Below are 23,742 nucleotides of genomic sequence, written 5' to 3' on the forward strand. Positions count from 1 at the left end.
GGAAGTTAAGCCTTTCAGCGCCGATGGTACTGCAACCGAGAGGTTGTGGGAGAGTAGGACGCCGCCGGACATACATTGTGGAAGTGGGGTCACCTTCGGGTGGCCCCACTTTTGCATTTCGGGGCCGTCAACGCGCCCTCGATGGCCGTTCGGCCGGCCGCGCATCGTCCACAGGTGGGCGACGAAGCGCGTCGTCCACCGCCGGTCCTCCGTTGCTCCCGCTCCTGTCCGCCCTGACCGTCAGGGTCAGTGCCAGGAGGTGCATGGTGAGCACAGCACAGACAACGGGCCAGACGAAGGCCCGGACCAGCGAGCAGTCGAAGGTTGAGCGGGCGAAGGCCAAGCAGACGAGGTCCGCGACCACGGCACGCGCGAGAGCGACGTCCCAGACCGGGTCGGCGGGCGTGACGGACGGGCCGGCCAACGAGGTGCGCCTGGTGGGAAGGGTGAGCGGCGTCCCGACGACGGTCGAGCTGCCCAGCGGCGACAGCCTGGTGACGTTCCGTGTCTCGGTGGAACGTCCGCCGGCGACCCGCAGGGCGAGCAGCTCTGCGGCGGCGCAACGGGTCGACTCGATCCCCTGCACGGCGTGGAGCGCAGTCCTGCGACGTCGCGTCGCGACATGGCGTCCCGGCGACGTCGTCGAGGTGGTGGGCGCCGTGCGGTGCCGCTTCTACCAGGCCGGCGGTGCGACGCGATCGCGTGTGGAGGTCGAGGCGACGTCCGCGCGGATCATCCGTCGAGCACCGGCCGCATGATCACGCCGAGGCTCGGCTTGGGCTGGAACGACGTGGCCTTCTCCGGCAGGAGCCCTCCCGACTCGACGAGCGCCTGCACCTGCTCGAAGTCGGGGCTCGGCAGCAGCACTCCGGGCGCCGCAGCGGATGTCGCGGCCAGCGCCTCGTCGACCGTGTGGTGGTGCTCGATGCGGCGCGGGGGACGGGGCAGCCGGGGCAGCACGTGGTCGTGCAGCCAGGACACCGCGGCCTCCCGCTCGAGCCCGTCGGGCGCCACGGCGAACCAGGCGTCGCCGTCGGTGAGCACCATGTGGGTGCTGTCGAGGGCCCCGAGCGCCCGGTGGCGGGGCTGCTCCGTCACCGCGGCCCCTGCCCGCCGCGCCCCGTCGAGCAGGGCGTCGAGCCTCACGCCGGGCAGGGTGCGGTGGATGGCACCGAGGAACAGGGGAGTGTCCGCCTGGTCGACGAGCATCGCGAGGCCCGCGTCCCACGGCGTGCCCGGGTGCTGCTCCTGCAGCCGCAGGTAGGCCGCGTAGCGGTGGTGGCCGTCGGCGAGGAGGCACCGGCTGTCAGCGATCAGGCGTCCGATCCTCGCCACGGTCGCGTCCTCGCGCACGGCCCAGAGGCGCTGTCGCTGCCCGGTGCGGTCGAGGTAGCGCCAGTCCGGCTCGGCGAGCGTCAGCTCGTCGAGCAGCTCGCGGAGCTCGCGACGGCCGTGGTGCACGAGCAGGATCGGGGCGGGGTTGAGGTCCATCTGCAGCATCCGGTCCGCGAGCTCGCCGGCCTGCTCGGGATGGATCGCCTCGTGCGGCCACACCGCGCGCTCGTCGAGCGTCTGCGCGCGGCGCGAGACGCGCAGGGCGCCGACCAGTCCTCGAACGGTGAGCCCGCCGGCGGTGTACTCGTGCAGGTAGAGCGCAGGGGCGGTGTCGGCCGTCGCGTCACCGCGCGCGATCCACTGCGTCAGCCGCCCGGCGACGTCGCGATAGGGTCGCGCCAGTGCTCGCGCGGAGGCGGGGTCGCCCACGCGTGCCGGTGCCAGCATCACCGCCCGGAACGGGAGCAGCTCGAGGGGCTTCGCCACGTACGGAGGCACGACGGTGGCGGAGTCCATCGGAGCATCGTAGGGGGACGATCGTCACGATCCGGAGAGGGGTGGACCATGCTGCAGGAGTCCACGACTCCGCTCGTGGAGGCGCACGACCTGGTCATGTTCGACCTCGACGGCGTCGTCTACGTCGGCACCGAGGCCATCGCCGGAGTCGCGGAGGCCATCGACAAGGTGCGCCAGGACGGGCGACACGTAGCGTTCGTGACCAACAACGCCTCCCGCACGCCCGAGCAGGTGGCCGACAAGCTCGTGGGGGTCGGAGTGGACGCCGATCCGGCCGACGTGGTCACGTCGGCACAGGCCGCGGCCCGACTGCTCGTCGAGGAGCACGGCGAGGGCGCCCGGGTGCTGCTCCTGGGCGGGGAGGGCCTCAGCGTCGCGCTGCGCGAGGCTGGGCTCGTGCCTGTCGACGACCCGGAGGGCGCCGTGGCCGTGGTGAGCGGCTACGGACCCGACGTGAGGTGGCGCGAGATCATGCGGGCGGCCACCCTCGTGCGCGACGGGCTGCCCTACGTCGCCAGCAACGCCGACCTGACGGTCCCCACCGCCTACGGGCTGGCGCCCGGTCATGGCGTGCTCGTGCGCACCATCACCGGCTTCGCCGGCGTCGATGCGGTGATCGCGGGCAAGCCCGAGAAGCCGCTCATGGAGGAGACCGTGCTGCGGGTGGGCGGCGACCGGCCGCTGATGGTCGGCGACCGCCTCGACACCGACATCGAGGGCGCGCACGCGATCGACGTGCCCTCGCTGCTCGTGCTGACCGGGGTGACGTGGCTCGACGAGCTGGCCGCGGCCCCGCCCCGGCTCCGCCCGACCTATGTCTCACCCACGATGGACGGGCTGTTCGAGACCCATCCCGTGGCCTCGGTGACCGATGACGCCGCCGAGCTCGGTGGGTGGACGGCGCGGGTCGACGAGGGCCGGCTGGCCGTGTCGGGGGAGGGATCGGACGCCGACTGGTGGCGCGTCGCCGTCACGGCGTGCTGGCGTCACCTCGACGACACCGGGAGCCCCGCCGACGTCTCCGACACGACCCCGCCAGGGCCCGCCCGGGCCCGCCCGGGGCCCCAGCGGCGAGTAGGCTCGCGGCCATGAGCGAGGTGCCCGAGCACGAGCCGACCGGCGTCGAGTCCGTCGACCGCGTGCTCGCCGACGTGGCAGGGCTGGCCGAGGTCCCGGTGTCCGACCACGTCGCCGTCTTCGAGCGGGCCCACGAGCAGCTGCGGCGTGCGCTCGACGCCCGGCCCGACGCGCCCGGCGACCACCCGGGCGCCTGAGCCACCGTGCCACCCAGACGCCTTCGGCTCGACCAGGAGCTCGTCCGGCGCGGTCTTGCCCGCTCGCGCGAGCACGCCAGCGAGCTGGTGGCCGCCCGACGGGTGACGGTGTCGGGCGCCGTCGCGACCAAGCCGGCGACCGGGGTCACCACCGACGTGGCGATCGTGGTCAGGGACGACCCGTCGTCGGTCGACTACGTCTCCCGCGGTGGGCACAAGCTCGCGGGCGCGCTGGCGGCGTTCGCCGACCACGGCCTGACCGTCCGGGGCAAGCGGTGCCTCGACGCGGGCGCGTCCACCGGGGGCTTCACCGACGTGCTGCTGCGAGCGGGCGCGAGCGAGGTCGTGGCGGTGGACGTCGGCTACGGGCAGCTCGCCTGGTCGCTGCAGAGCGACGCGCGCGTGCGGGTCCACGACCGCACCAACATCCGCGAGCTCACCCTCGACGTGATCGGCGAGCCCGTCGACCTCGTGGTCGGCGACCTCTCCTTCATCTCCCTCGCCCTCGTGCTCGACCCGCTCCTGTCGGTCACGCGGCCGGACGGCGCGCTCGCGTTGATGGTCAAGCCGCAGTTCGAGGTCGGCAAGGACCGGGTAGGCAAGGGTGGCGTGGTCCGCGACCTGGCCCTGCGCGCCGAGGCGGTCACCACGATCGCCGACCTCGCCGCCGAGCGCGGGTGGGGAGCCGTCGCCGTCACGGTGAGCCCGCTCCCGGGCCCGTCGGGCAACGTCGAGTTCTTCCTGCTGCTGCGGCACGGCCCCGCATCCGTCGGCGCGGAGGAGATCCGCGCCGAGGTGGAGCGCGCCGGGTCGATGGGGGTGGCGGGTGAGAGGGTGGACCCGTGACCAGCAACAGCACCCCTCGCCGCGTCCTGGTGCTCGCGCACACCGGCCGTCCCCAGGTGCACGACGTGGCCCGCGCGTGCGTGGAGACGCTGACGGCCCACGGGATCGGCGTACGCCTGCTGGCCGACGAGGCAGCCGACCTGGGCCTCGACGACTCCCACGGTCTCGTCGAGACCACCCGGGCCGACGACCTGCCGGGTGAGGGCTGCGAGCTGGCACTGGTCATCGGCGGCGACGGCACCATCCTGCGTGCCGCAGAGCTGACCCACGAGACGAGCACCCCGCTGCTGGGCGTCAACCTCGGCCACGTCGGCTTCCTCGCCGAGGCCGAGCAGGAGGACGTCGGGTCGACGATCGCGGCGATCGTCGCGCGCGACTACACCGCCGAGGACCGGCTCACCCTCGACGTGTGCGTGATGGTCGGCAAGGAGGTGCTGTTCTCCACCTTCGCGCTCAACGAGGCGAGCGTGGAGAAGGCAGCCCGAGAGCGGATGCTGGAGGTCGTCGTCGAGGTCGACGGCCGGCCGCTGTCGCGGTGGGGCTGCGACGGAGTCGTCTGCGCCACGCCCACCGGCTCCACCGCCTACAACTTCAGCGCCGGCGGACCGGTGGTGTGGCCCGAGGTCGAGGCCCTGCTGATGGTCCCGCTGAGCGCGCACGCCCTGTTCGCGCGCCCGATGGTGGTGGCGCCGACGTCGGTGCTCGCCGTCGAGGTGCTCTCCAACACCGAGGGCTCGGGCGTGCTGTGGTGCGACGGCCGCCGCACCGTCGACCTCCCGCCGGGGGCGCGCATCGAGGTGCGCCGCGGTGCGTGGCCCGTGCGCCTGGTCCGGCTCCACCACGCCCCGTTCACCGACCGGCTGGTGGCGAAGTTCGACCTGCCGGTCGAGGGGTGGCGCGGCGCCGCCGAGCGGCGCCGACGCGACAACGGGGACCACGATGCTTGAGGAGCTGCGGATCAGCCAGCTCGGCGTGATCGAGTCGTCGACGCTCGAGCTCGGCCCCGGCCTCACGGTGATCACCGGCGAGACCGGCGCCGGCAAGACGATGGTCGTCACCGCGCTCGGCCTGCTGCTCGGCGGCCGGGCCGACCCGGGGGCCGTCCGCTCGGGGGCCAAGCAGACCCGGGTCGAGGGTGTCGTCGCCGCGACCGCGCTCACCGGCTTCCGCGAGGCCGTCGAGGACGCCGGCGGCGTGGTCGAGGACGGGCAGGTCGTCCTGGCCCGCAACGTCGCGGCGCAGGGACGCTCGCGCGCGTGGGTCGGCGGGGCGTCGGTCCCGGTGACCACGCTCGCCGAGGTCGCGGAGCCGCTGGTCGCCGTCCACGGCCAGTCCGACCAGCACCGCCTGCTGCGGCCCGGGGCGCAGCGCGCCTCGCTCGACCGGTTCGGCGGCGACGAGCTCGCCGCGACCGCCTCGGCCTACGCCGCCCGGTGGTCCGAGCTGGTCCTCACCGAGCGCACGCTCGCGGAGGTGGTGGGCTCTGCCCGCGAGCGGGCCCGCGAGGCCGACCAGCTGCGGTTCGGCCTCGGTGAGGTCGAGGCCGTCGACCCGCGTCCCGGCGAGGACGCGGAGCTCGCAGCCGAGGAGACGCGCCTCGGCTTCGCCGACACGCTCCGCACCGCCGCCGAGACGGCCCGCGAGGCGCTCTCGAGCGAGGAGGGCGCCCCCGACGCCCTCGGCACGACCAGCACGGCGCGCCAGGCGCTGGAGGGCGTGCGCGAGCACGACCCGGCGGCCGGCGAGCTGGCCGACCGGCTCGCCGAGCTCGGCCACCTGCTGGTCGACGTGGCCGGCGACGTCGCGTCGTACGCCGCCTCCCTCGAGACCGACCCCGCGCGCCTCGCGGCCGTGTCCGAGCGCCGGGCGGCGCTGACCGCGCTGACCCGCAAGTACGGCGAGAGCATCGACGAGGTGCTGGCGTGGGCCGAGGACGGCGCCAAGCGGCTGCTCGACCTCGAGGACACCGACGGGCGGATCTCCGAGCTCGAGGCGCGACGCGACCGCATCCGCGCCGAGCTCGGCGAGCTCGCGTCCACGCTGAGCGCCCAGCGCACCGAGGCCGCCCGACGGCTCGGCGTCGCGGTGAGCGAGGAGCTCACCTCGCTGGCCATGCCCCACGCCACCGTGAGCGTCGCGGTGACGCAGCAGGAGACCCCCGCCCCGGAGACCCCGGCCGGCCCGCAGCTGCTGGTCGACGGGCGCTGGGTGCGCGCCGGCGTGCACGGGATCGACGACGTCGAGCTGCTGCTCGCCGCCAACACCGGCGCAGAGCCCCGTCCCCTCCACAAGGGAGCCTCCGGCGGTGAGCTCTCCCGCGTGATGCTCGCGCTCGAGGTCTCGCTGGCCGAGTCCGGGTCGGTGCCGACGTTCGTCTTCGACGAGGTCGACGCGGGCGTGGGCGGCAAGGCCGCCATCGAGGTCGGCCGTCGGCTGGCCGCCCTCGCCCGCGCCTCGCAGGTCCTCGTGGTGACCCACCTGCCCCAGGTGGCCGCCTACGCCGACCGTCACGTCGTGGTGCACAAGTCGAGCGACGGCACGGTCACCACGTCCGGCCTGGTCGCGCTCACCGACGACGACCGCGAGCGCGAGCTGTCGCGGATGCTCGCCGGGCTCGAGGACTCCGACAGCGCCCGCGCCCACGCCCGCGAGCTGCTCGAGGCCGCCGCGCCCGAGCGGGCGTGCCTCCCCGGGAGGCCGGGGGGCGGCTGAGACCATGGCGGGGTCATGAAGTTCGCAGTCCGCACCCGCCAAGCCCCCGCCCTCCCCGGCGTCCACGGTCCCGCACGCGTCCACCGACGCACGGCCAGCGTGCTCGGTCGCCTGCACGCAGGTGACGTCGCCGTCCTCGACCACCTCGACATGGACCGGACCACCGCGCAGGCGCTGGTCGACGCCGGTGTCGTCGCCGTGGTCAACGCCAGCCCGATGATCTCGGGCCGCTACCCCAACCTCGGCCCCGAGCTGCTCGTCGAGGCCGGGCTCGCCGTCGTCGACAGCACCGGACCCGAGGTCTTCGACCGGGTCAAGGACGGCGCCGCGCTGCGCATCGATGGGGGAGCGGTGCACGCCGGCGACGCCCTCGTGGCCGAGGGCCGCGAGCTGACCGACGACCTGGTCCGCCGCGAGATGGACCGCGCCCGCTCGGGCCTCACCGCCCAGCTGGAGAGCCTCACCCACAACAGCACCGAGTTCCTGCGCCGCGAGCAGGACCTGCTCCTGCACGGCCACGGCGTGCCCAGCACCGCGACCGAGATGGCGGGTCGGCCCGTGGTCGTCGCCGTCCGCTCCCACGGCTGGGAGGACGAGCTGCGCGCCATCAAGCCGTTCCTGCGCGAGCAGCGGCCCGTCCTGGTCGGCGTCGACCGTGGCGCCGACGCCCTCGTCGGCGCGGGGCACCGCCCCGACATCGTCGTCGTGACCGGTGGCTCCGACGACCTGCCCGCCGCCGCGGTCCTGCGCCGCGCCCGCGACGTCGTCGTGCTCGTCGAGCGCGGGGCCAAGCGCAACGTCACCGAGCCGTTCGAGCGACTGGGCATCCGCCCGCTGCGCTTCGAGACCTCCGCGACCGCCCACGACGCCGCCCTGCTGCTGGCCGGCGCCCACGAGGCGGCCCTGATCGTCGGGGTCGGCATGCACGCGACGCTCGACGAGTTCCTCGACCAGCGCCGCTCCGGTCTGGCCAGCACCTTCCTGACCCGGCTCAAGCTCGGCCCCGACCTGGTCGACGCCGCCGCGGTCGCGCGGCTCTACGACGGCGCGGTGAGACCGCGGCACCTGGCCGCGGCCATCGCCGCCGGCGTGCTCGCGCTCGGCGCGGCCGTGAGCGTCACCCCCGTCGGCCAGCAGTGGGTCGACGACGTGTCGCCGCGGATCTCCAGCACCACGACCGACCTGATCGACGACGTACGAGGAATGCTCCCGTGATCACCCTGCGCCACCACCTGCTCACCATCGTCGCCGTGTTCCTGGCCCTCGCGGCCGGGATCGTCCTCGGCGGCGGCCCGCTCTCCGACGTCGGTCCCACCGTCGCGACCGCCGGGGGCGACCGCGAGGCCGCGCCCGCCGACGACCAGGCGCAGGTCGACTACACCGAGAGCTTCGTGTCCGCCGTCGGCCCGGCCACCGTCGGGGGCCGCCTCGCCGAGCGTTCGGTCGCCCTCGTGACCGTGCCGGGCGCCGACGAGCAGCTGGTCGGCGCGCTCGCCGAGCAGGTGACGGCCGCCGATGGCACCGTGAGCGCCCGCTACGACCTCGCCGACGACCTCGTCGACCCCTCCCAGAAGTCGCTCGTCGACACGCTCGGCAGCCAGCTGCTGACCCAGCAGGCCGAGGGCGACGTCGCCGCCGACGCGTCGACGTACGACCGCCTCGGACAGCTGCTCGGCCTGGCGGTGGCCTCCAAGGACGCCGAGGGCCAGGACGTCAACGGCAAGGCGCGCGCGATCGCCGACGCCATCAGCGGCGCGGGCCTGATGTCCGCGCCGGCGGAGGTCGCCCAGCGCTCGCCGCTGGTGCTCCTCGTGCTGGGGACCGACGCCGAGGACGACGGCTCCGACGCCATCCTGGCCGGGCTGGCCCAGGGCCTCGCGGCCCAGGCGACCGGCGTGGTCGTGGCGGGAGTCACTGCCGACGGCGGCGCCGGACAGCTGGGCCGGTTCCGCGCCGACCCGGCCTCGGCGGGCGTCGCCAGCCTCGACGGCATCGACACCGCCGCCGGACGGGTCGCGACGATCCTCACACTCCAGCGCTCGCTGAGCACGCCCGGCGGCGCGTTCGGTGCGTCGGGTGCCGACGGACCCGTCCCGCTCGGGTAGGATCGAAGCCCGTGAAGAGCCACACGCCGACCAAGCACGTGTTCGTGACCGGAGGCGTCGCCTCCTCGCTCGGCAAGGGGCTCACGGCCTCCAGCCTGGGCAACCTGCTCAAGGCACGCGGCCTGCGCGTGACCATGCAGAAGCTCGATCCCTACCTCAACGTGGATCCGGGCACGATGAACCCGTTCCAGCACGGCGAGGTCTTCGTGACCAACGACGGCGCTGAGACCGACCTCGACATCGGCCACTACGAGCGGTTCCTCGACACCGACCTCAACCAGATCGCCAACGTGACGACCGGGCAGGTCTACTCGACGGTGATCGCCAAGGAGCGGCGCGGCGACTATCTCGGTGACACCGTGCAGGTCATCCCGCACATCACCAACGAGATCAAGGACCGCATCCTCGCGATGGGCGGGCCCGACATCGACGTGGTCATCACCGAGGTCGGCGGCACGGTCGGCGACATCGAGTCGCTGCCGTTCCTCGAGGCCGCGCGCCAGACGCGTCACGAGATCGGGCGCGACAACTGCTTCTTCATCCACGTCTCGCTGGTGCCCTACATCGGCCCGTCGGGCGAGCTCAAGACCAAGCCGACGCAGCACTCCGTCGCCGCGCTGCGCTCGATCGGCATCCAGCCCGACGCGATCGTGTGCCGCGCCGACCGCGACCTGCCGGCCGGCATCAAGCGCAAGATCGCGCTCATGTGCGACGTCGACGACGAGGCCGTCGTGACCTGCGCCGACGCGCCGTCGATCTACGACATCCCCAAGGTGCTGCACCGCGAGGGCCTCGACGCCTACGTCGTGCGCCGCCTGGACCTGCCGTTCCGCGACGTCGACTGGACCGACTGGGACGAGCTGCTGCGGCGCGTGCACAACCCCTCCGAGGAGGTCACGGTCGCGCTGGTCGGCAAGTACATCGACCTGCCCGACGCCTACCTGTCGGTCAGCGAGGCGCTGCGCGCCGGCGGCTTCGCCCACGACGCCAAGGTCAACATCCGCTGGGTCGCCTCCGACGAGTGCCGCACCGAGGCCGGCGCCGCCCGGCACCTCGCCGACGTCGACGCCGTGCTGGTGCCCGGCGGCTTCGGCGTACGCGGTATCGAGGGCAAGCTCGGCGCCCTCCACTACGCCCGCACCCACGGCATCCCGACGCTCGGGCTGTGCCTGGGCCTGCAGTGCATGGTGATCGAGTACGCCCGCAACGTCGCCGGGCTGACCAAGGCCGGGTCGACGGAGTTCGACCCCGACACGGTCGAGCCGGTGATCTCCACGATCGAGGAGCAGAAGAAGTTCGTCGACGGGGCGGGCGACCTCGGCGGCACCATGCGCCTGGGTCTGCAGAAGGCCGACCTCGCCGAGGGCAGCGTGGTGCGGGCGGCCTACGGCGCCGCGACGGTCGAGGAGCGGCACCGCCACCGCTACGAGTTCAACGACGCCTACCGCGACACCCTGGCCAGGGCCGGCATGGTCTTCTCCGGCGTCAACCCCGAGCTGGGCCTCGTCGAGTTCGTCGAGCTGCCCGCCGACGTGCACCCCTACTACGTCGCCACCCAGGCCCACCCCGAGCTGCGCTCGCGTCCCACCCGCCCGCACCCGCTCTTCGCGGGACTGATCGGCGCGGCCATCGAGCGCCAGCGCTCCGAGCGGTTCCCCCTCGACGAGTCGGGCCTGCGCCGCAAGGACGAGGCCGTCGAGGCCTGAGCCAGCGCCGGGACGGGGGCCCGTCAGAGGCGGCGGGCCTGGAGGATCCGGCTGAGGACGAAGGAGTTCGAGCGGAGCTGGTTGCGGGCGTAGGCGATCAGGGAGGTGTCCTCGGCGGCGTTCTCGGCGGCGCTGAGGAAGTTCTCGTCGCCGGCGCCGAGGGGGTACATCGCCCGGATGGTGAGCCCCTGGTTGAGCAGGCCGCCCTTGAGCGTGCGCAGCTCCTCGAGGTAGCGGTAGGTGTACGGGGCGAGCAGCTCGGCCTGCCCGGGACGCCAGAACGTCGAGCCGAGCACGAGGGTCTCCCGGCTGGCGGGCACGGCGTAGTCGACGAAGAACGCCCGCCACACCTCCTCCTTGGCGTCGACGTCGGGCCGGGCGGCGAGGACCGCGAGGCGACGCATCGCGGCGTCGGGGTCGGGGTCGGACTCGAGCAGCCGGCCCACGGCGTCCTCGTCGTAGTCGCCGAGCTCGGCACGGCGCACCGCCATCCGCCAGGCCAGGTCGAGGTCGGTCGCCTCGGCGGCGGCCGCCTCGAGCACGGCCCAGTGCGCGTCGGTGGAGGCCGACGCGGCCAGGGTGCGCAGGGCCGCCTGACGGGCGTCGGGGAGGTCGACGAGGCCGAGGACCGCGTCGGCCAGCGCGGACAGCAGCGCCGGCGACTCGGCGGCAGGCGCCCACCGGTCGGCGACCTGGAGCGCCTGGGCGAGGAACGGCTCGACGAGCGCGGGGCTCGTCTCCGACGACAGCGCCCGGGTCAGCGCGGCCGACACGTCGCGGGGCGCGACGTCGCCGAGCAGCAGCAGCTGGCCGGCCGTGGCCGCGACCAGGGCGCGGTCGAGCGGGTCGTCGAGCTGGTGGATGCGCTCGAGCATCAGGCGCAGCGACGTCTCGTCGGGCTTGACGGCGGCGAACGTGAAGTCGCCGGCGTTGACCAGCCGGAGCTCGCCCTCGGGGAGCTCGACGGGCGTACGCGCACCGGTGACCTCGTGCGACGAGCGCCCGGCCGGCACGAGCGTGTCGCCCGAGGCGTCGAAGACGGCGATGTCGAGGTGATGGGGCCGGGGGTCCTGCGTGCCGGGTGCCTGCACCACCAGCTCGCCGTCGGCCAGCGTGATGACGTCGGTGCCCTCCTCGTCGAGCCACGCCCGGGTCCACGCGGACAGGTCGCGGCCGGAGGCCCGCGAGTAGCAGTCCATCAGGTCGTCGAGGCGGGTGTTGGAGAATGCGTAGCGGCTGAAGTAGTCGCGCAGGCCCTCCACGAAGGCGTCCTCGCCGATGTAGGCGACGAGCTGGTGCAGGACGCTCTGGCCCTTGACGTAGGTGATGGCGTCGAAGTTGGACATCGCCGACGCCACGTCGGGGACGGCGCTGCGGATGGGGTGGCTGGCCGGGCTCATGTCCATCTCGTACGCGGTGCGCTTGGAGGCGGCGAGGAACGTGGCCCACTGCTCGGTGAACTCGGTGGCCGCGGCCATGCCCCAGTTGGCCGCCCAGGAGGCGAAGGCCTCGTTGAGCCAGAGGTCGTCCCACCACTGCATGGTGACCAGGTCGCCGAACCACATGTGCGCCATCTCGTGGAGGATGAACTCGGCACGGACGGAGCGCTGGGCGTGGGTCGGGGGGGTGCGGAAGAGCTGGCCGTCGCCGTAGGTGACGCAGCCCCAGTTCTCCATCGCGCCGCCGAGATTGGGGACGAAGACCTGGTCGTAGCGCTCCTGCGGGAACGGGTAGCCGAAGCGCTCGCCGAAGAAGGCGAGGCCCTGGCGGGTCAGGGTCACCATCTCGTCGAGGTCGCGCTCGAGGATCGGCACGAGCGACTGGCGGCAGTAGAACCCCAGGTCGTAGCCGTCGTGCTGGCGGCGGACCTCGTGGAACGGGCCGGCGTTGACCACGACGACGTACGTCGAGAGCCGGGGCGTGTCGGGGTAGGTCCACACGCGCGCGTCGCCGGTCGCCGCCTCCACCACCGACTCCGGTGCGCCGTTCGAGGTCACCAGCCACGACGACGGTGCCGTGACCACGAACCGGTGCGGCGCCTTGAGGTCGGGCTGGTCGAAGCAGGCCCACACCCGCCGGGCCTCGTCGGGCTCGAGGCTGGTCCAGACGTAGACCAGCTTGTCGGTGGGGTCGATCGTGCGCAGGACGCCCTCGCCGGTGCCGGTGTTGGTCGTGCTCGCCTCGACGACCAGGACGTTGTCGGCGGCCAGCGCGGGCAGCGGCAGCCGGCCGTCGGCGGCCGCGGACACATCGATGTCCTGGCCGTTGAGGCTCGCGCGCGCCACGTCCATGGCGACGTCGACGAAGGTCGTGGCACCGGGCTGGGAGCAGGTGAAGGTGATGGTGCTCGTCGAGCGCCACACCTCCCCCTCCAGCAGGCCGGTCATGTCCACGTCGATGTCGTAGCGCTGGACCTCGAGGAGGTCGGACCGGGTCTGCGCTTCGTCCTTGGTGAGCGTCGCCAACGTCATGGGCCCGAACCTACTCACCCACCCCTCGGCTCCACCGCCTGGGCTAGCGTCTGCTGCATGAGCGACCGGAACGGGGACGACCGACCGCAGGAGCTCGCCGACCGGCCGATGGCGTGGCCCGTGGTGTCGAGCCACTACCTGCATCGCGACGACTGGGTGGTGGCGCTGCGCGAGGACATGATCACCCGCCCGGGGCACTCCGAGGAGTTCAGCCGGATCAGCCTCGAGCACCCCGGCGCGGTCGTGGTGCTGGCGGTGGACGACGACGAGCGGGTGATGTGCCTGCGCCAGTACCGCCACACGAGCGGGCGGGAGTTCGTCGAGCTGCCGGCAGGACTGCGCGACGCCGGGGACGAGCCGGCCGTGGAGACCGCGAAGCGCGAGCTGCGGGAGGAGGTCGAGCTCGAGGCCGCTCACTGGCAGCAGCTGCTGAGCACGTTCTCCAGTGCCGGCATCACCAACGAGGTGCACGAGATCTTCCTGGCCCGCGGGCTCTCGCACGCCGCGCGCGGCGACTTCGCGATGGAGCACGAGGAGGCCGAGATGGAGCACTTCTGGGTGCCCATGGCCGACCTCCTCGACGCCGTCCTCGACGGCCGGGTGCGGCAGGGCCCGTTGGTGCAGGCGGTGCTCGCCTACGACGTGCTGAAGCGGCGGGGGGTCGTGACGGCCCCCTAGGCCGTCCCGGGAGTAGTCTCGCCACGCTGTGAGGCGGGCCACATCGTCGTGGCCCCCTGGATCCCGGAGGAGCAAGGCATGAAGGTCGGCGTCCCCAAGGAAGTGAAGAACCGCGAGTATCGCGTGGCCCTGACTCCCATCGGTGTGCACGAGCTGGTCCAGCACGGTCACGAGGTGCTGGTCGAGCAGGGCGCCGGGCTCGGGTCGCAGATCCCCGACGAGGAGTACGTCGCGGCCGGGGCGCGGATGCTGGAGACCGCCGACGACGTGTGGGGCGCCGCGGACATGGTGCTCAAGGTGAAGGAGCCGGTCGCCGAGGAGTACAAGCGGATGCGGGACGGCCAGACCCTGTTCACCTACCTCCACCTGGCCGCCGACAAGGCGCTGACCGAGGAGCTGATCGCGCGCCGGGTGACCGCGATCGCCTACGAGACGGTGCAGCTGCCCTCCGGTGGCCTGCCGTTGCTGTACCCGATGTCGGAGGTCGCCGGGTGCCTGGCGCCGCAGGTCGGGGCGCACGCACTGCTGAAGGCCAACGGTGGCCGCGGGGTGCTGATGGGCGGCGTGGGCGGGGTCGCCAACGCGAAGGTCGTGATCATCGGTGCGGGGGTGTCGGGGCAGAACGCCGCCAACATCGCGCTCGGGATGGGCGCGGACGTCACGCTGCTCGACACCGACCTCGACAAGCTGCGGATGTCGTTCTGGCGCTACAACAACCGGGTCCACGGCCTGGCCTCGTCCAAGCTGGCGATCGAGCAGCAGGTGATGGAGGCCGACATGGTGATCGGCGCGGTGCTGATCCCCGGTGCCGCGGCACCGAAGCTCGTCAGCAACGACCTGGTGGCGCGGATGAAGCCGGGCTCGGTGCTGGTCGACATCGCGATCGACCAGGGTGGCTGCTTCGAGGACTCGCACGCCACGACGCACGACGACCCGACCTACGAGGTGCACGACTCGGTGTTCTACTGCGTGGCCAACATGCCGGGCGCGGTGCCCAACACCTCGACGTACGCGCTGACCAACGCGACGCTGCCCTACGCGGTGGCGCTGGCCGACAAGGGGTGGGAGCAGGCGCTGCGCGACGACGCCAGCCTCGTCCACGGCCTCAACACCCACGCCGGGAAGCTCACCAACGCACCGGTCGGCGACGCCGTCGGCATCGAGTCGGTGGCACCGGAGACAGTCCTCGGGTGAGCCCCGGGGTGCCGCTGGGCCGCGCGGTCCGCACCTACCTCGACCACCTCGCGGTCGAGCGTGGACTCGCGGCCAACACGCTGAGCTCCTACCGGCGCGACCTGACCCGCTACGTCGAGTTCCTCACCGGGCAGGGCATCGAGGACCTCGACGCGGTCACCGAGGCGACCGTCACCGCGTTCCTGGTGGGCCTGCGCGAGGGCAGCGACGCCCACCCGCCACTGAGCGCGTCGTCCGCGGCGCGCACCGTGGTCGCCGTGCGCGGCTTCCACAAGTTCGCCGTGTCCGACGGGCTCGCCGTCGCCGACCCGGCAGCCGCGGTCAAGCCCCCGACGCCGGCCAAGCGGCTGCCCAAGGCGCTCCCGCTGTCCGACGTCGAGGCGATCCTCGACGCGGCCGGGGCGTCCGGCACGGCGCTGGCGCTGCGCGACCGCGCGCTCCTCGAGCTGCTCTACGGCACCGGCGCGCGCATCTCGGAGGCGGTCGGGCTCGACGTGGACGACCTCGACCAGCACGACGGCACGGTGCTGCTGCGCGGCAAGGGCGGCAAGGAGCGGCTGGTGCCGGTGGGCGGCTACGCCCGGGAGGCGGTGGCTGCCTACCTCACCCGCGCCCGACCCGAGCTGGTCGGCACCGGCAAGGGCGGCCCCGCGATGTTCCTCAACTCCCGCGGCGGCCGGTTGTCGCGGCAGAGTGCGTGGTCGGTGCTGGTGAAGGCAGCCGAGCGGGCGGGCGTCACCGCCTCGGTGTCGCCGCACACCCTGCGGCACTCGTTCGCCACCCACCTGCTCGACGGCGGCGCCGACGTGCGCGTCGTGCAGGAGCTCCTCGGGCACGCGTCCGTCACCACCACGCAGGTCTACACCCTGGTCACCGTCGACAACCTCCGCGAGGTCTTCGCGACCGCCCACCCAAGGGCGCGCGGGTGAGCACGGCGGCGCGCGTGCGGCTGCGGCTGCTCGGGGCGCCGTCGTGGGACGGCGCACCCGTCGTGGGGGCCCGCCCGCAGGCCCTGCTGGCCGCGCTGGTGCTCGAGCCGCGCGGCCTGAGCGTGGCGCAGCTCGTCGACCAGGTCTGGGAGGACGAGCCGCCCGCCACCCCCGGCAAGGCGCTGCAGGTGATCGTCTCGCGGCTGCGCGCCGCGACGGCGCCCGAGGTCGTCGAGCTGACCGACACCGGCTATCGGCTCGGCCTCGACGCCGCGGAGGTCGACGTGCTGGCGCTGGGGCTCGCGGTCGCGGAGGCGAGGGACGCCCTCCGCGCCGGGGACGCGGTCCGGGCGGCCGAGCTGACCGAATCGGCCCGGGCGTGGCCCGAGCCTGCGACCGACGACGCGCCCGGACCGCTGGCCCGGCTCCGGTCGATGGCCGCCCGGACGCTGGACGCCGCCGACGACCTCCTCGGCCGGGCCCTGGCCCGTCAGGGCCGCCACGCGGAGGCGGTGCCGCTGCTCGAGGCGGCCGCCGCGCGGTGGGCCGACGAGTCCGGCGTGCTGGTCGACCTGCTCCGCAGCATGGCGGCCGTCGGCGGGCCCGCGGTCGCGCTCGGCCGCTACGAGGCCTACCGCCGCGACCTCGCCGAGCGCCTCGGCGTCGACCCCGCGCCCGAGCTGCAGCGGCTGCACCGCGAGCTCCTGGCCGCCGACGACCCGGTGCGCACCGGCCTGAGGTACGACGGCGCCGGGCTGCTGGGCCGCGAGCAGGACCTGGCCCGGCTGCGCTCGGCGCTGGCGTCGTCGCGGCTGGTGACGGTGCTCGGCCCCGGGGGCATCGGCAAGACGAGCATCGCGCAGGTCCTGGCCCGCGAGTCGGTGCTGCCCCACGTGCACGTCGTCGAGCTCGTCGGCGTCGGGGCCGGCGACGACGTCGTGGTGGCGGTCGGCGCGGCGCTCGGCGTGCGCGGGTCGGTGACCACCCGGCTCGCGCTCACGCCGGCCGAGCAGGCCGACGTCCGCAGCCGGCTGGCGCAGGAGCTCGACTCCGGGCCGACGCTGCTCGTGCTCGACAACTGCGAGCACGTGCTCGAGCCCGTCGCCTCCCTCGTGGCGTTCCTGCTGGCGACGACACGTGACCTCCAGGTGCTGGCCACGAGCCGCGCCCCGCTGCGCCTGGCCGCCGAGCGCGTCGTGCCGCTGAGCCAGCTCTCGCCCGAGGACGCCCGCGAGCTGTTCGTGCGGCGCGCGTCGGCCACCCGGCCCGACGCGCTGCTCGACCCGGCGACCGTCGGCGCCGTGGTCGACCGGCTCGACGGGCTCCCGCTCGCCGTCGAGCTCGCGGCGGCGCGGGTGCGCACCATGACCGTGCCAGAGGTGGCCGCGGCGCTCGACGACCGCCTGACGGCGCTGAGCAGCCGGGAGCGGAGCACCCCCGACCGACACCGCACGCTGGCCGCGGTGATCGGCTGGTCGTGGGACCTCCTCACGGCCGCTGAGCAGCGGGCACTGGCGTGGCTGTCGGTCTTCCAGGACGGGTTCGACCGCGCGGCGGCGACGGCCGTCCTCGGCCGTGACGGCTCCGACCTCGTCGACGCGCTGGTGGAGCAGTCGATGCTCGTCCTCGTCGACGACGGCGCGACCGCGCGGTTCCGGCCGCTCGAGACGATCCGCGAGTACGCCGCCGCCGAGCTGGCCCGGCGCGGCGAGACACCCGATGCCCTCGACGCGCTGCACGGGTGGGCAGCCGACCTCGCTGCCCGGTGTCGCGACCTCGTCGTCTCCGACGCGCAGGTCGCGCAGGTCGACCTCCTCGTGCGGGAGCAGAACAACCTCACCGACGTGCTGCGCCACGCCCTGGCCACCGGCGACCGCCCGCTCGTGGCCCGGATGGTCGCCCTGCTGGGCAGCCTGTGGACCATCACCGGCGACCAGCCGAAGATCTTCGCCGTCTGCGACGCCGCCGTCGAGGTGCTGTCGGGCTGGGACGTCCCCGACGAGGCGCGCCACGACGCCCTCGAGGCGGCCGGCGTGCTGCTGATCCAGCTGACCTGGATCCCCGGCGTGGAGGTGGGCGGGCTCGGCGACCTGCTGACCCGCGGCGAGCCGCCGGCCGGGGTGTGGGGGCTGATCGGCCGCACCGTGCTGCAGGGCGGGGACGACACCCCCGCCCGGCTCGCCGCCGTCGCCGCCGAGCAGACCGGGGCCGGCCTCGCCGCCGCGCTGCTGATGTGGGCGAGCATCGTCGCGGAGAACGCCGGGGACGTCGAGGCGGCGCGCGCGTACGCCGAGCAGGCGCTGCGGCACCGGCTCCCGGTCTTCCTTCGGGCGTCCGTGCACGCCGAGCTCAGCCAGCTCGCGATGACCGCGGGCGAGCACCATGAGGCCGCGCGGCACGCTGCCGTCGCGTGGCCGCTGCTCGAGCAGATCCACTCCGTCACCGACTCCTACAGCCTCCAGGTCGCCACCGCCCTGTCACCGCTGCTGGACGGCGACGTCGCGGCGGCGGTCGCGGTCCTCGACGCGGTCGGACCACCCGGCGGCGAGGCCGCGCAGATCGGCGCCCGGGTGGCGTGGCACATCGCCCAGGCCGAGGTCGCCCTCGTCCGGGGCGACGGCGCCGAGGGGATCCGGCGCTACGACGCGGTCGTCGACATGGTCGCCGACGCCGACGGGGGGCCGGCCGTGTCGCCGTGGGCACCGATGATCTCCGCGGCCGCCCTTGTCTGCCGCGCGCGTCACGGCACGGGGGCGACGGACCGCGCGGCCGACGAGCTGCGCGACCGGGTCGTCGGACCGGGCGGCCTGACCCCGCCGGGCACGCTGTGGTTCACCGACCTGCCGCTCAACGGCGTCCTGCTCGTCGCGCTCGGTGCGTGGGTGGTCCGCTGGGGTCCGCCCGAGCAGCGCTCGGACGGCATGTTCCTGCTCGCCGTGGCGCACCGCTGGGCCTACAACCGCAGCGTGCCGGTGATGGCGTGGGAGTCGATGGTCGCCCTCGCCGACGCCGCGGAGCCCGGACTGATCGACCGCCTCGTCGGCGAGCTGGCCGACCGCCCGGGGCCGGAGCTGGTGCCCGAGGCGGCCGCAGCCGTCGACCGGCTGCGGCACGCCTGGGCGGGCGGGGTCACGTCCTCCGGCTGAACGCCCGCACGGCCAGCGGGGCGAACACCGCGATCAGCACGGCGCAGCCCAGCAGCGCCCAGGCGACGTCGGCGGTGACGGCGCCGTCGTTGGCCAGGTCGCGGATCGCGCTGATCACCAGCGACACCGGGTTGACCTCGGCGAAGGCGCGCAGCGGCCCGGGCATCGTCTCGGTGGGCACGAACGCGTTGGACAGGAACGTCAGCGGGAACATCACCAGCAGCGAGATGCCCTGCACGCCCTGGGCGTTGCGGCCGAGGATCCCGAAGAGCGTGAAGATCCACGCGAGCGACCAGCCGGCCAGCATCGCGAGCAGCACCGCGCCCGCGACCCCGGCGACGCCGCCGCCGGGCCGGTAGCCGATGGCGATGCCGACCCCGAAGGTCAGCACCGAGGCGATGAAGTAGCGCACCAGGTCGGCCACCATCGGCCCCGCCAGCGGCGCGATGCGCGAGATCGGCAGCACCCTGAACCGGTCGAACACACCGGTGTCCATGTCGGTGCGCAGCTGGACCCCGGTGGCCACGCACGCGGTCAGCACGGTCTGCCCGATCAGCCCCGGGATGATGAGTGGGAGGTAGCTGTCGACGTCGCCGGAGATGGCGCCGCCGAAGATGTAGGCGAACATCGCGGTGAAGACCAGCGGCTGGATGGTGACGTCGAACATCACCTCGAGGCTGCGCTGCATCTTCTTGGTCGCCCGCCAGGCGAGGGTCATGGTCTGGCTGATCGTGTCGGCCACGCCGACGCGCTCCGTGGTGGGACCCGTGGTGGGGCCTGCGGTGGGGCCTGCGGTGGGCTCGGGCAGGGTCGCGGTGCTCATCGGGCAGTCTCCATCTTGTCGGTCTTGTCGGTCTCGTCGGTCCGGTCGCCGCGCTCGTCCTGCTCGCCGGCCGGGGTGTCGTGGGTGTCGTGGCCGGTGAGGGCGAGGAACACCTCGTCGAGCGAGGGCTTCTGCACGGTCACCGACTCGATGGCGACCCCGCGGTCGCGGAGCGAGACGAGGACGTCGACGCTCTGGTCGGTGCGGGCCAGGGGCACGTTGACCCGCCGGGACTCCGGGGTGAGCACGGCCTCCTCGCCGAGCAGGCGGAGGGTCTCCTCGGCGACGACCGCGAGGTCGGCGTGGTCGGCGAGCTGCAGCTCCAGGGTGGACTGGCCCACCGACGACTTCAGCTCGTCGGAGGTGCCCTCGGCGACCTTGCGCCCGCGGTCGATCACCGCGATGCGATCGGCCAGCTGGTCGGCCTCGTCGAGGTACTGCGTGGTCAGCAGCACGGTGCAGCCCTCGCGCACCAGGTCGCGGACGGTGTCCCACACCTGGCCGCGGGTGCGCGGGTCCAGGCCGGTGGTGGGCTCGTCGAGGAAGATCACCGGCGGCCGGGTCAGCAGGCTCGCCGCCAGGTCGAGGCGGCGGCGCATGCCGCCTGAGAAAGCCGAGATCGGCTTGCTCGCGGCCTCGACGAGGTCGAACTGCTCGAGCAGCTCGGCCCCGCGGGCGCGGGCCTCGGTGCGCCCGAGACCCTGCAGCCGGGCGAAGAGCCAGAGGTTCTCGGTGGCGGTGAGGTTCTCGTCCACCGAGGCGAACTGGCCGGTGACGCCCAGCGTGCGGCGCACGGCGTGGGGTGCGGTGCGTACGTCGTGGCCCAGGATGCTCGCCTCGCCCTCGTCGATCGTCAGCAAGGTCGCGAGCATCCGCATCATGGTCGTCTTGCCGGCGCCGTTGGGGCCCAGCACGCCGAACACCTCGCCGCGCTGCACCCGGAGGTCGATGCCGTCGACCGCGCGCTGGTCGCCGAACCGCTTGACGAGGCCGGTGGCGGAGACGGCGGGCCCCGGCGCGGAGGGGGAGTCATGTGGTGTGGTCATGACGGCCACGATCGACGGGCGCGGTTTCACGGCGGTTGCATGCCGGCCGCGCCCACGAAACCGGCACCGGGCGCGCGCCCCCGCGAGCGTCGACGCGTGCGCGGATGGTTGGATCGAGACATGCCGGACCCAGTGCGCCTCGACACCCGGGTCCCCACGGGCGCCGACCCGGACACGGTCTACGACGCCTTCACCGGCTGGGTCGCCGACCGTGGGCTGGAGCTCTATCCCCACCAGGACGAGGCGGTCATCGAGGTCCTCGACGGCAACCACGTCATCCTCGCGACCCCGACGGGGTCGGGGAAGTCGCTGGTGGCGATCGGCGCCCACCTGGCGGCGCTCGCGCGCGACGAGGTGAGCTTCTACACCGCGCCGATCAAGGCGCTCGTCAGCGAGAAGTTCTTCGCGCTCATCGAGGTCTTCGGCGCCGACAACGTGGGGATGCTGACCGGCGACGCCGCCGTCAACCCCGACGCTCCCATCATCTGCTGCACCGCGGAGGTGCTGGCCAACATCGCGCTGCGCGAGGGACGCTCGGCCGACGTCGGCCTGGTGGTGATGGACGAGTTCCACTTCTACTCCGAGCACGACCGGGGCTGGGCGTGGCAGGTGCCGCTGCTCGAGCTGGTCGACGCACAGTTCCTGCTGATGTCGGCGACGCTGGGCGACGTGTCGTTCTTCGTCGAGGACCTCGAGCGCCGCACCGGGCGTGACACCGCGGTCGTCGACGACGCCGAGCGCCCGGTCCCGCTGAGCTTCCGGTGGTCGACCGAGCCGCTCGACGACACGCTCGAGGAGCTCGTCGTCACGGGCCAGGACCCGGTCTACGTCGTCCACTTCACGCAGGCGGCGGCCGTGGAGCACGCCACCAACCTGCTCCGGCGACCGCCGAAGAAGGTCGACAAGGACGCCATCGCCGAGCGCATCGGCGCCTTCCGGTTCGGCGCCGGCTTCGGCAAGACGCTCTCGCGGATGGTGCGCAACGGCATCGGGGTGCACCACGCCGGCATGCTGCCGAAGTACCGCCGGCTGGTGGAGACGCTCGCCCAGGCCGGCCTCCTACGCGTCATCTGCGGCACCGACACCCTCGGCGTCGGGATCAACGTGCCGATCCGCACCGTGCTGTTCACCGGCCTGGCGAAGTTCGACGGCAACCGGCAGCGGGTTCTCCGCACGCGCGAGTTCCTGCAGATCGCCGGCCGGGCCGGTCGGGCGGGCTACGACACCGCCGGCCACGTCGTCGTCCAGGCTCCCGAGCACGTCATCGAGAACGAGCAGGCCAAGGCCAAGGCCGCCGCGCGGGTCGCCGCCGGCAAGAAGAAGTCGAAGGCCCAGCTCAAGAAGCCGCCCGAGGGCACGGTGGTGTGGACCGAGCAGACCTTCGACAAGCTGGTGGCCGGGGTGCCGGAGCGGCTGACCAGCCGGATGAAGGTCGACAACTCGATGCTGATCAACGTCCTGACCCGCGAGGAGGACGCGTTCGCGGTGCTCCGCCGGCTGCTCACCGACAACCACGAGGACCGTCGCGGGCAGCTGCGCCTGGCCCGCCGGGCCCTGCGCCTGTCGCGCTCGCTCGTGCGCACCGGGATCGTCACCCGCCTCGACGAGCCCGACGAGCACGGCCGGCGCTACGTGCTCACCGTCGACCTCCCCGACGACTTCGCGCTCAACCAGCCGCTCGCCCACTTCGCGCTGGCCGCCTTCGACGTGCTCGACCCCGAGTCCGAGACCTACGGCCTCGACGTGGTGTCGGTGGTCGAGGCGGTCCTCGAGGCGCCGCGGCAGATCCTGATGGCCCAGCAGCACGCCGCGCGCGGCGAGGCGATCGGGGAGATGAAGGCCGACGGCATCGAGTACGACGAGCGGATGGCGCTGCTGGAGGAGATCACGTGGCCCCAGCCGCTGCGCGAGCTGCTCGAGGCCCTCTACGAGACCTACCGGCAGACCCATCCGTGGCTGCCGGACGACGCCCTCGGTCCCAAGTCGATCGTCCGGGAGATGTGGGAGCAGGGGATGGGGTTCACCGACTTCGTCGGTCGCTACCAGCTCGCCCGCTCCGAGGGCCTCGTGCTGCGCTACCTCACCGACGCCTACCGGACGCTGCGGCAGACCGTGCCCGAGTCGCACCGTGCCCCCGAGGTGGAGGACATCATCGAGTGGCTGGGCGAGACCGTGCGGCAGACCGACTCCTCGCTGCTCGACGAGTGGGAGGCGCTGGCCGACCCCGACCACGCCTCCTCGACCGTGGCTCACCACGAGCCGCCGCCCCCGCCGCGTCCCCTCTCGCGCCAGGAGCGGCCGTTCCGGGTGATGGTGCGCAACGCGATGTGGGCCCGGGTGGACGCGGTCTCCCGTGACGACCTCGACGGCCTCGTACGCCTCGAGCGCGCCGCCGCCGACCGCACCGACCCACCGCGCGAGGTGCTCGTCGGCCGCTCGGCGTGGGACGCCGCGCTGGAGGACTACTACGTCGAGCACGATCGCGTCCTCACCGACGGCGACGCGCGCGGCCCGGACCTGCTGGTCGTGGGGGAGGAGCGCACGGGCGAGCCCGTCGGCGCCGAGGAGGACACCACGGCCCGTGTCCGCGACGTGCGCCAGACGATCCACGACCCCGAGGGGCACCACGACTGGGTGATCGAGGCGAGGGTCGACTGCGACGCCACCGACAGCGCCGGCGAGCTGGTGATCGCGACGGTCGCGATGAGGCGGCTGTGAGCACCACCCCGCGGGGCGCGTAGAGTCCCGCGCGGTGCAGGCCCCGGACCGGTCCGGAACTGGTGCGGGAACTGTCGACGTGTCGACAAAGTCGCGGGCGTGCGGCGTGGTCCAATCGAGGTGCAGGCCCGATCCACGACCCAGCCACGACGACGCACGAGGAGCAGACATGAGCGGTGCGGGATTCCCCGGTCACGACACGGGCAGCAGTGCCCCGCAGATGCCGCCCTTCGTGCGAACGCC

The 23,742-nt window shown here is 73.6% G+C and carries 18 protein-coding genes and 1 rRNA gene; 15 read left to right on the forward strand and 4 right to left on the reverse strand.

Translation table 11 applies throughout. The features are described 5' to 3' along the window. Together rrf and AC4H2S_RS20715 are read left to right on the forward strand one after the other, a co-directional pair. Nucleotides 1-70 (forward strand): 5S ribosomal RNA (gene rrf, locus AC4H2S_RS20710); the annotation flags it as partial. 196 nt (nt 71-266) lie between these two features. Next, on the forward strand, nt 267-758 hold the full coding sequence (locus tag AC4H2S_RS20715; RefSeq protein WP_491498880.1) for a single-stranded DNA-binding protein: 492 nt from the start codon (nt 267-269) through the stop codon (nt 756-758). Here AC4H2S_RS20715 and AC4H2S_RS20720 read toward each other — a convergent pair. Beyond that, nucleotides 733-1,851 (reverse strand): DUF1015 family protein, encoded by a 1,119-nt coding sequence (locus AC4H2S_RS20720; protein ID WP_491498881.1) that lies wholly within the window; start codon nt 1,849-1,851, stop codon nt 733-735. The genes AC4H2S_RS20715 and AC4H2S_RS20720 overlap by 26 nt on opposite strands. A 48-nt stretch (nt 1,852-1,899) precedes the next feature. Here AC4H2S_RS20720 and AC4H2S_RS20725 point away from each other — a divergent pair, with 48 nt between their 5' ends. Genes AC4H2S_RS20725 through pyrG form a run of 8 tightly spaced genes read left to right on the forward strand, consistent with a single transcriptional unit; the run spans nt 1,900 to nt 10,494 of the window. After that, nucleotides 1,900-2,943 carry an HAD-IIA family hydrolase gene (locus tag AC4H2S_RS20725; protein WP_491498882.1) on the forward strand — a complete coding sequence of 348 codons (1,044 nt, stop codon included), beginning with the start codon at nt 1,900-1,902 and terminating at the stop codon, nt 2,941-2,943. Continuing rightward, nucleotides 2,940-3,125 carry a hypothetical protein gene (locus AC4H2S_RS20730; protein WP_491498883.1) on the forward strand — a complete coding sequence of 62 codons (186 nt, stop codon included), beginning with the start codon at nt 2,940-2,942 and terminating at the stop codon, nt 3,123-3,125. The genes AC4H2S_RS20725 and AC4H2S_RS20730 overlap by 4 nt, the downstream gene beginning before the upstream one ends. Before the next feature lie 6 nt (nt 3,126-3,131). Next, nucleotides 3,132-3,971 (forward strand): TlyA family RNA methyltransferase, encoded by an 840-nt coding sequence (locus tag AC4H2S_RS20735; protein WP_491498884.1) that lies wholly within the window; start codon nt 3,132-3,134, stop codon nt 3,969-3,971. Next, nucleotides 3,968-4,918 (forward strand): NAD kinase, encoded by a 951-nt coding sequence (locus AC4H2S_RS20740; RefSeq protein ID WP_491498885.1) that lies wholly within the window; start codon nt 3,968-3,970, stop codon nt 4,916-4,918. The genes AC4H2S_RS20735 and AC4H2S_RS20740 overlap by 4 nt, the downstream gene beginning before the upstream one ends. Next, on the forward strand, nt 4,911-6,683 hold the full coding sequence (gene recN / locus AC4H2S_RS20745) for a DNA repair protein RecN (protein ID WP_491498886.1): 1,773 nt from the start codon (nt 4,911-4,913) through the stop codon (nt 6,681-6,683). Before AC4H2S_RS20740 ends, recN begins: the two co-directional genes overlap by 8 nt. 15 nt (nt 6,684-6,698) lie before the next feature. Continuing rightward, complete coding sequence (gene steA / locus AC4H2S_RS20750) at nt 6,699-7,898, forward strand: putative cytokinetic ring protein SteA (RefSeq protein WP_491498887.1); 1,200 nt, start codon at nt 6,699-6,701, stop codon at nt 7,896-7,898. Then, a complete protein-coding gene (locus tag AC4H2S_RS20755) occupies nt 7,895-8,788 on the forward strand; it encodes a copper transporter (RefSeq protein WP_491498888.1) in 894 nt (297 codons plus the stop codon). Before steA ends, AC4H2S_RS20755 begins: the two co-directional genes overlap by 4 nt. 11 nt (nt 8,789-8,799) lie before the next feature. After that, entirely contained in the window at nt 8,800-10,494 is a 1,695-nt protein-coding gene (gene pyrG / locus AC4H2S_RS20760; RefSeq protein WP_491498889.1) for a CTP synthase, read from the forward strand. Between the two features lie 23 nt (nt 10,495-10,517). On the opposite strand, the gene pepN is transcribed toward pyrG, so the two are convergent. After that, complete coding sequence (gene pepN, locus AC4H2S_RS20765; protein ID WP_491498890.1) at nt 10,518-12,965, reverse strand: aminopeptidase N; 2,448 nt, start codon at nt 12,963-12,965, stop codon at nt 10,518-10,520. Between the two features lie 57 nt (nt 12,966-13,022). Here pepN and AC4H2S_RS20770 point away from each other — a divergent pair, with 57 nt between their 5' ends. The 4 genes from AC4H2S_RS20770 to AC4H2S_RS20785 all read left to right on the forward strand — a co-directional run bounded on the left by AC4H2S_RS20770 (nt 13,023) and on the right by AC4H2S_RS20785 (nt 18,912). Beyond that, nucleotides 13,023-13,643, forward strand: a complete 621-nt coding sequence (locus tag AC4H2S_RS20770) for an NUDIX domain-containing protein (RefSeq protein ID WP_491498891.1) — start codon at nt 13,023-13,025, stop codon at nt 13,641-13,643. 78 nt (nt 13,644-13,721) lie between these two features. Then, nucleotides 13,722-14,837 (forward strand): alanine dehydrogenase, encoded by a 1,116-nt coding sequence (gene ald, locus AC4H2S_RS20775; protein ID WP_491498892.1) that lies wholly within the window; start codon nt 13,722-13,724, stop codon nt 14,835-14,837. Further along, nucleotides 14,834-15,766 carry a site-specific tyrosine recombinase XerD gene (gene xerD, locus AC4H2S_RS20780; protein ID WP_491498893.1) on the forward strand — a complete coding sequence of 311 codons (933 nt, stop codon included), beginning with the start codon at nt 14,834-14,836 and terminating at the stop codon, nt 15,764-15,766. The genes ald and xerD overlap by 4 nt, the downstream gene beginning before the upstream one ends. Further along, on the forward strand, nt 15,763-18,912 hold the full coding sequence (locus tag AC4H2S_RS20785) for an AfsR/SARP family transcriptional regulator (protein WP_491498894.1): 3,150 nt from the start codon (nt 15,763-15,765) through the stop codon (nt 18,910-18,912). The genes xerD and AC4H2S_RS20785 overlap by 4 nt, the downstream gene beginning before the upstream one ends. Here AC4H2S_RS20785 and AC4H2S_RS20790 read toward each other — a convergent pair. Together AC4H2S_RS20790 and AC4H2S_RS20795 are read right to left on the reverse strand one after the other, a co-directional pair. Continuing rightward, nucleotides 18,896-19,735 (reverse strand): ABC transporter permease, encoded by an 840-nt coding sequence (locus AC4H2S_RS20790; protein ID WP_491498895.1) that lies wholly within the window; start codon nt 19,733-19,735, stop codon nt 18,896-18,898. The two genes, AC4H2S_RS20785 and AC4H2S_RS20790, sit on opposite strands and share 17 nt — an antisense overlap. Then, the gene (locus tag AC4H2S_RS20795) at nt 19,732-20,781 is read right to left on the reverse strand and encodes an ATP-binding cassette domain-containing protein (RefSeq protein ID WP_491498896.1); all 1,050 of its coding nucleotides are present in this window, start codon (nt 20,779-20,781) and stop codon (nt 19,732-19,734) included. Before AC4H2S_RS20795 ends, AC4H2S_RS20790 begins: the two co-directional genes overlap by 4 nt. 120 nt (nt 20,782-20,901) lie before the next feature. On the opposite strand from AC4H2S_RS20795, the gene AC4H2S_RS20800 reads away from it, so the two are divergent. After that, nucleotides 20,902-23,499 carry a DEAD/DEAH box helicase gene (locus tag AC4H2S_RS20800; RefSeq protein WP_491498897.1) on the forward strand — a complete coding sequence of 866 codons (2,598 nt, stop codon included), beginning with the start codon at nt 20,902-20,904 and terminating at the stop codon, nt 23,497-23,499. The last annotated feature ends 243 nt before the right edge of the window (nt 23,500-23,742 follow it).

This window comes from Nocardioides sp. Z13_37, from assembly GCF_058355585.1.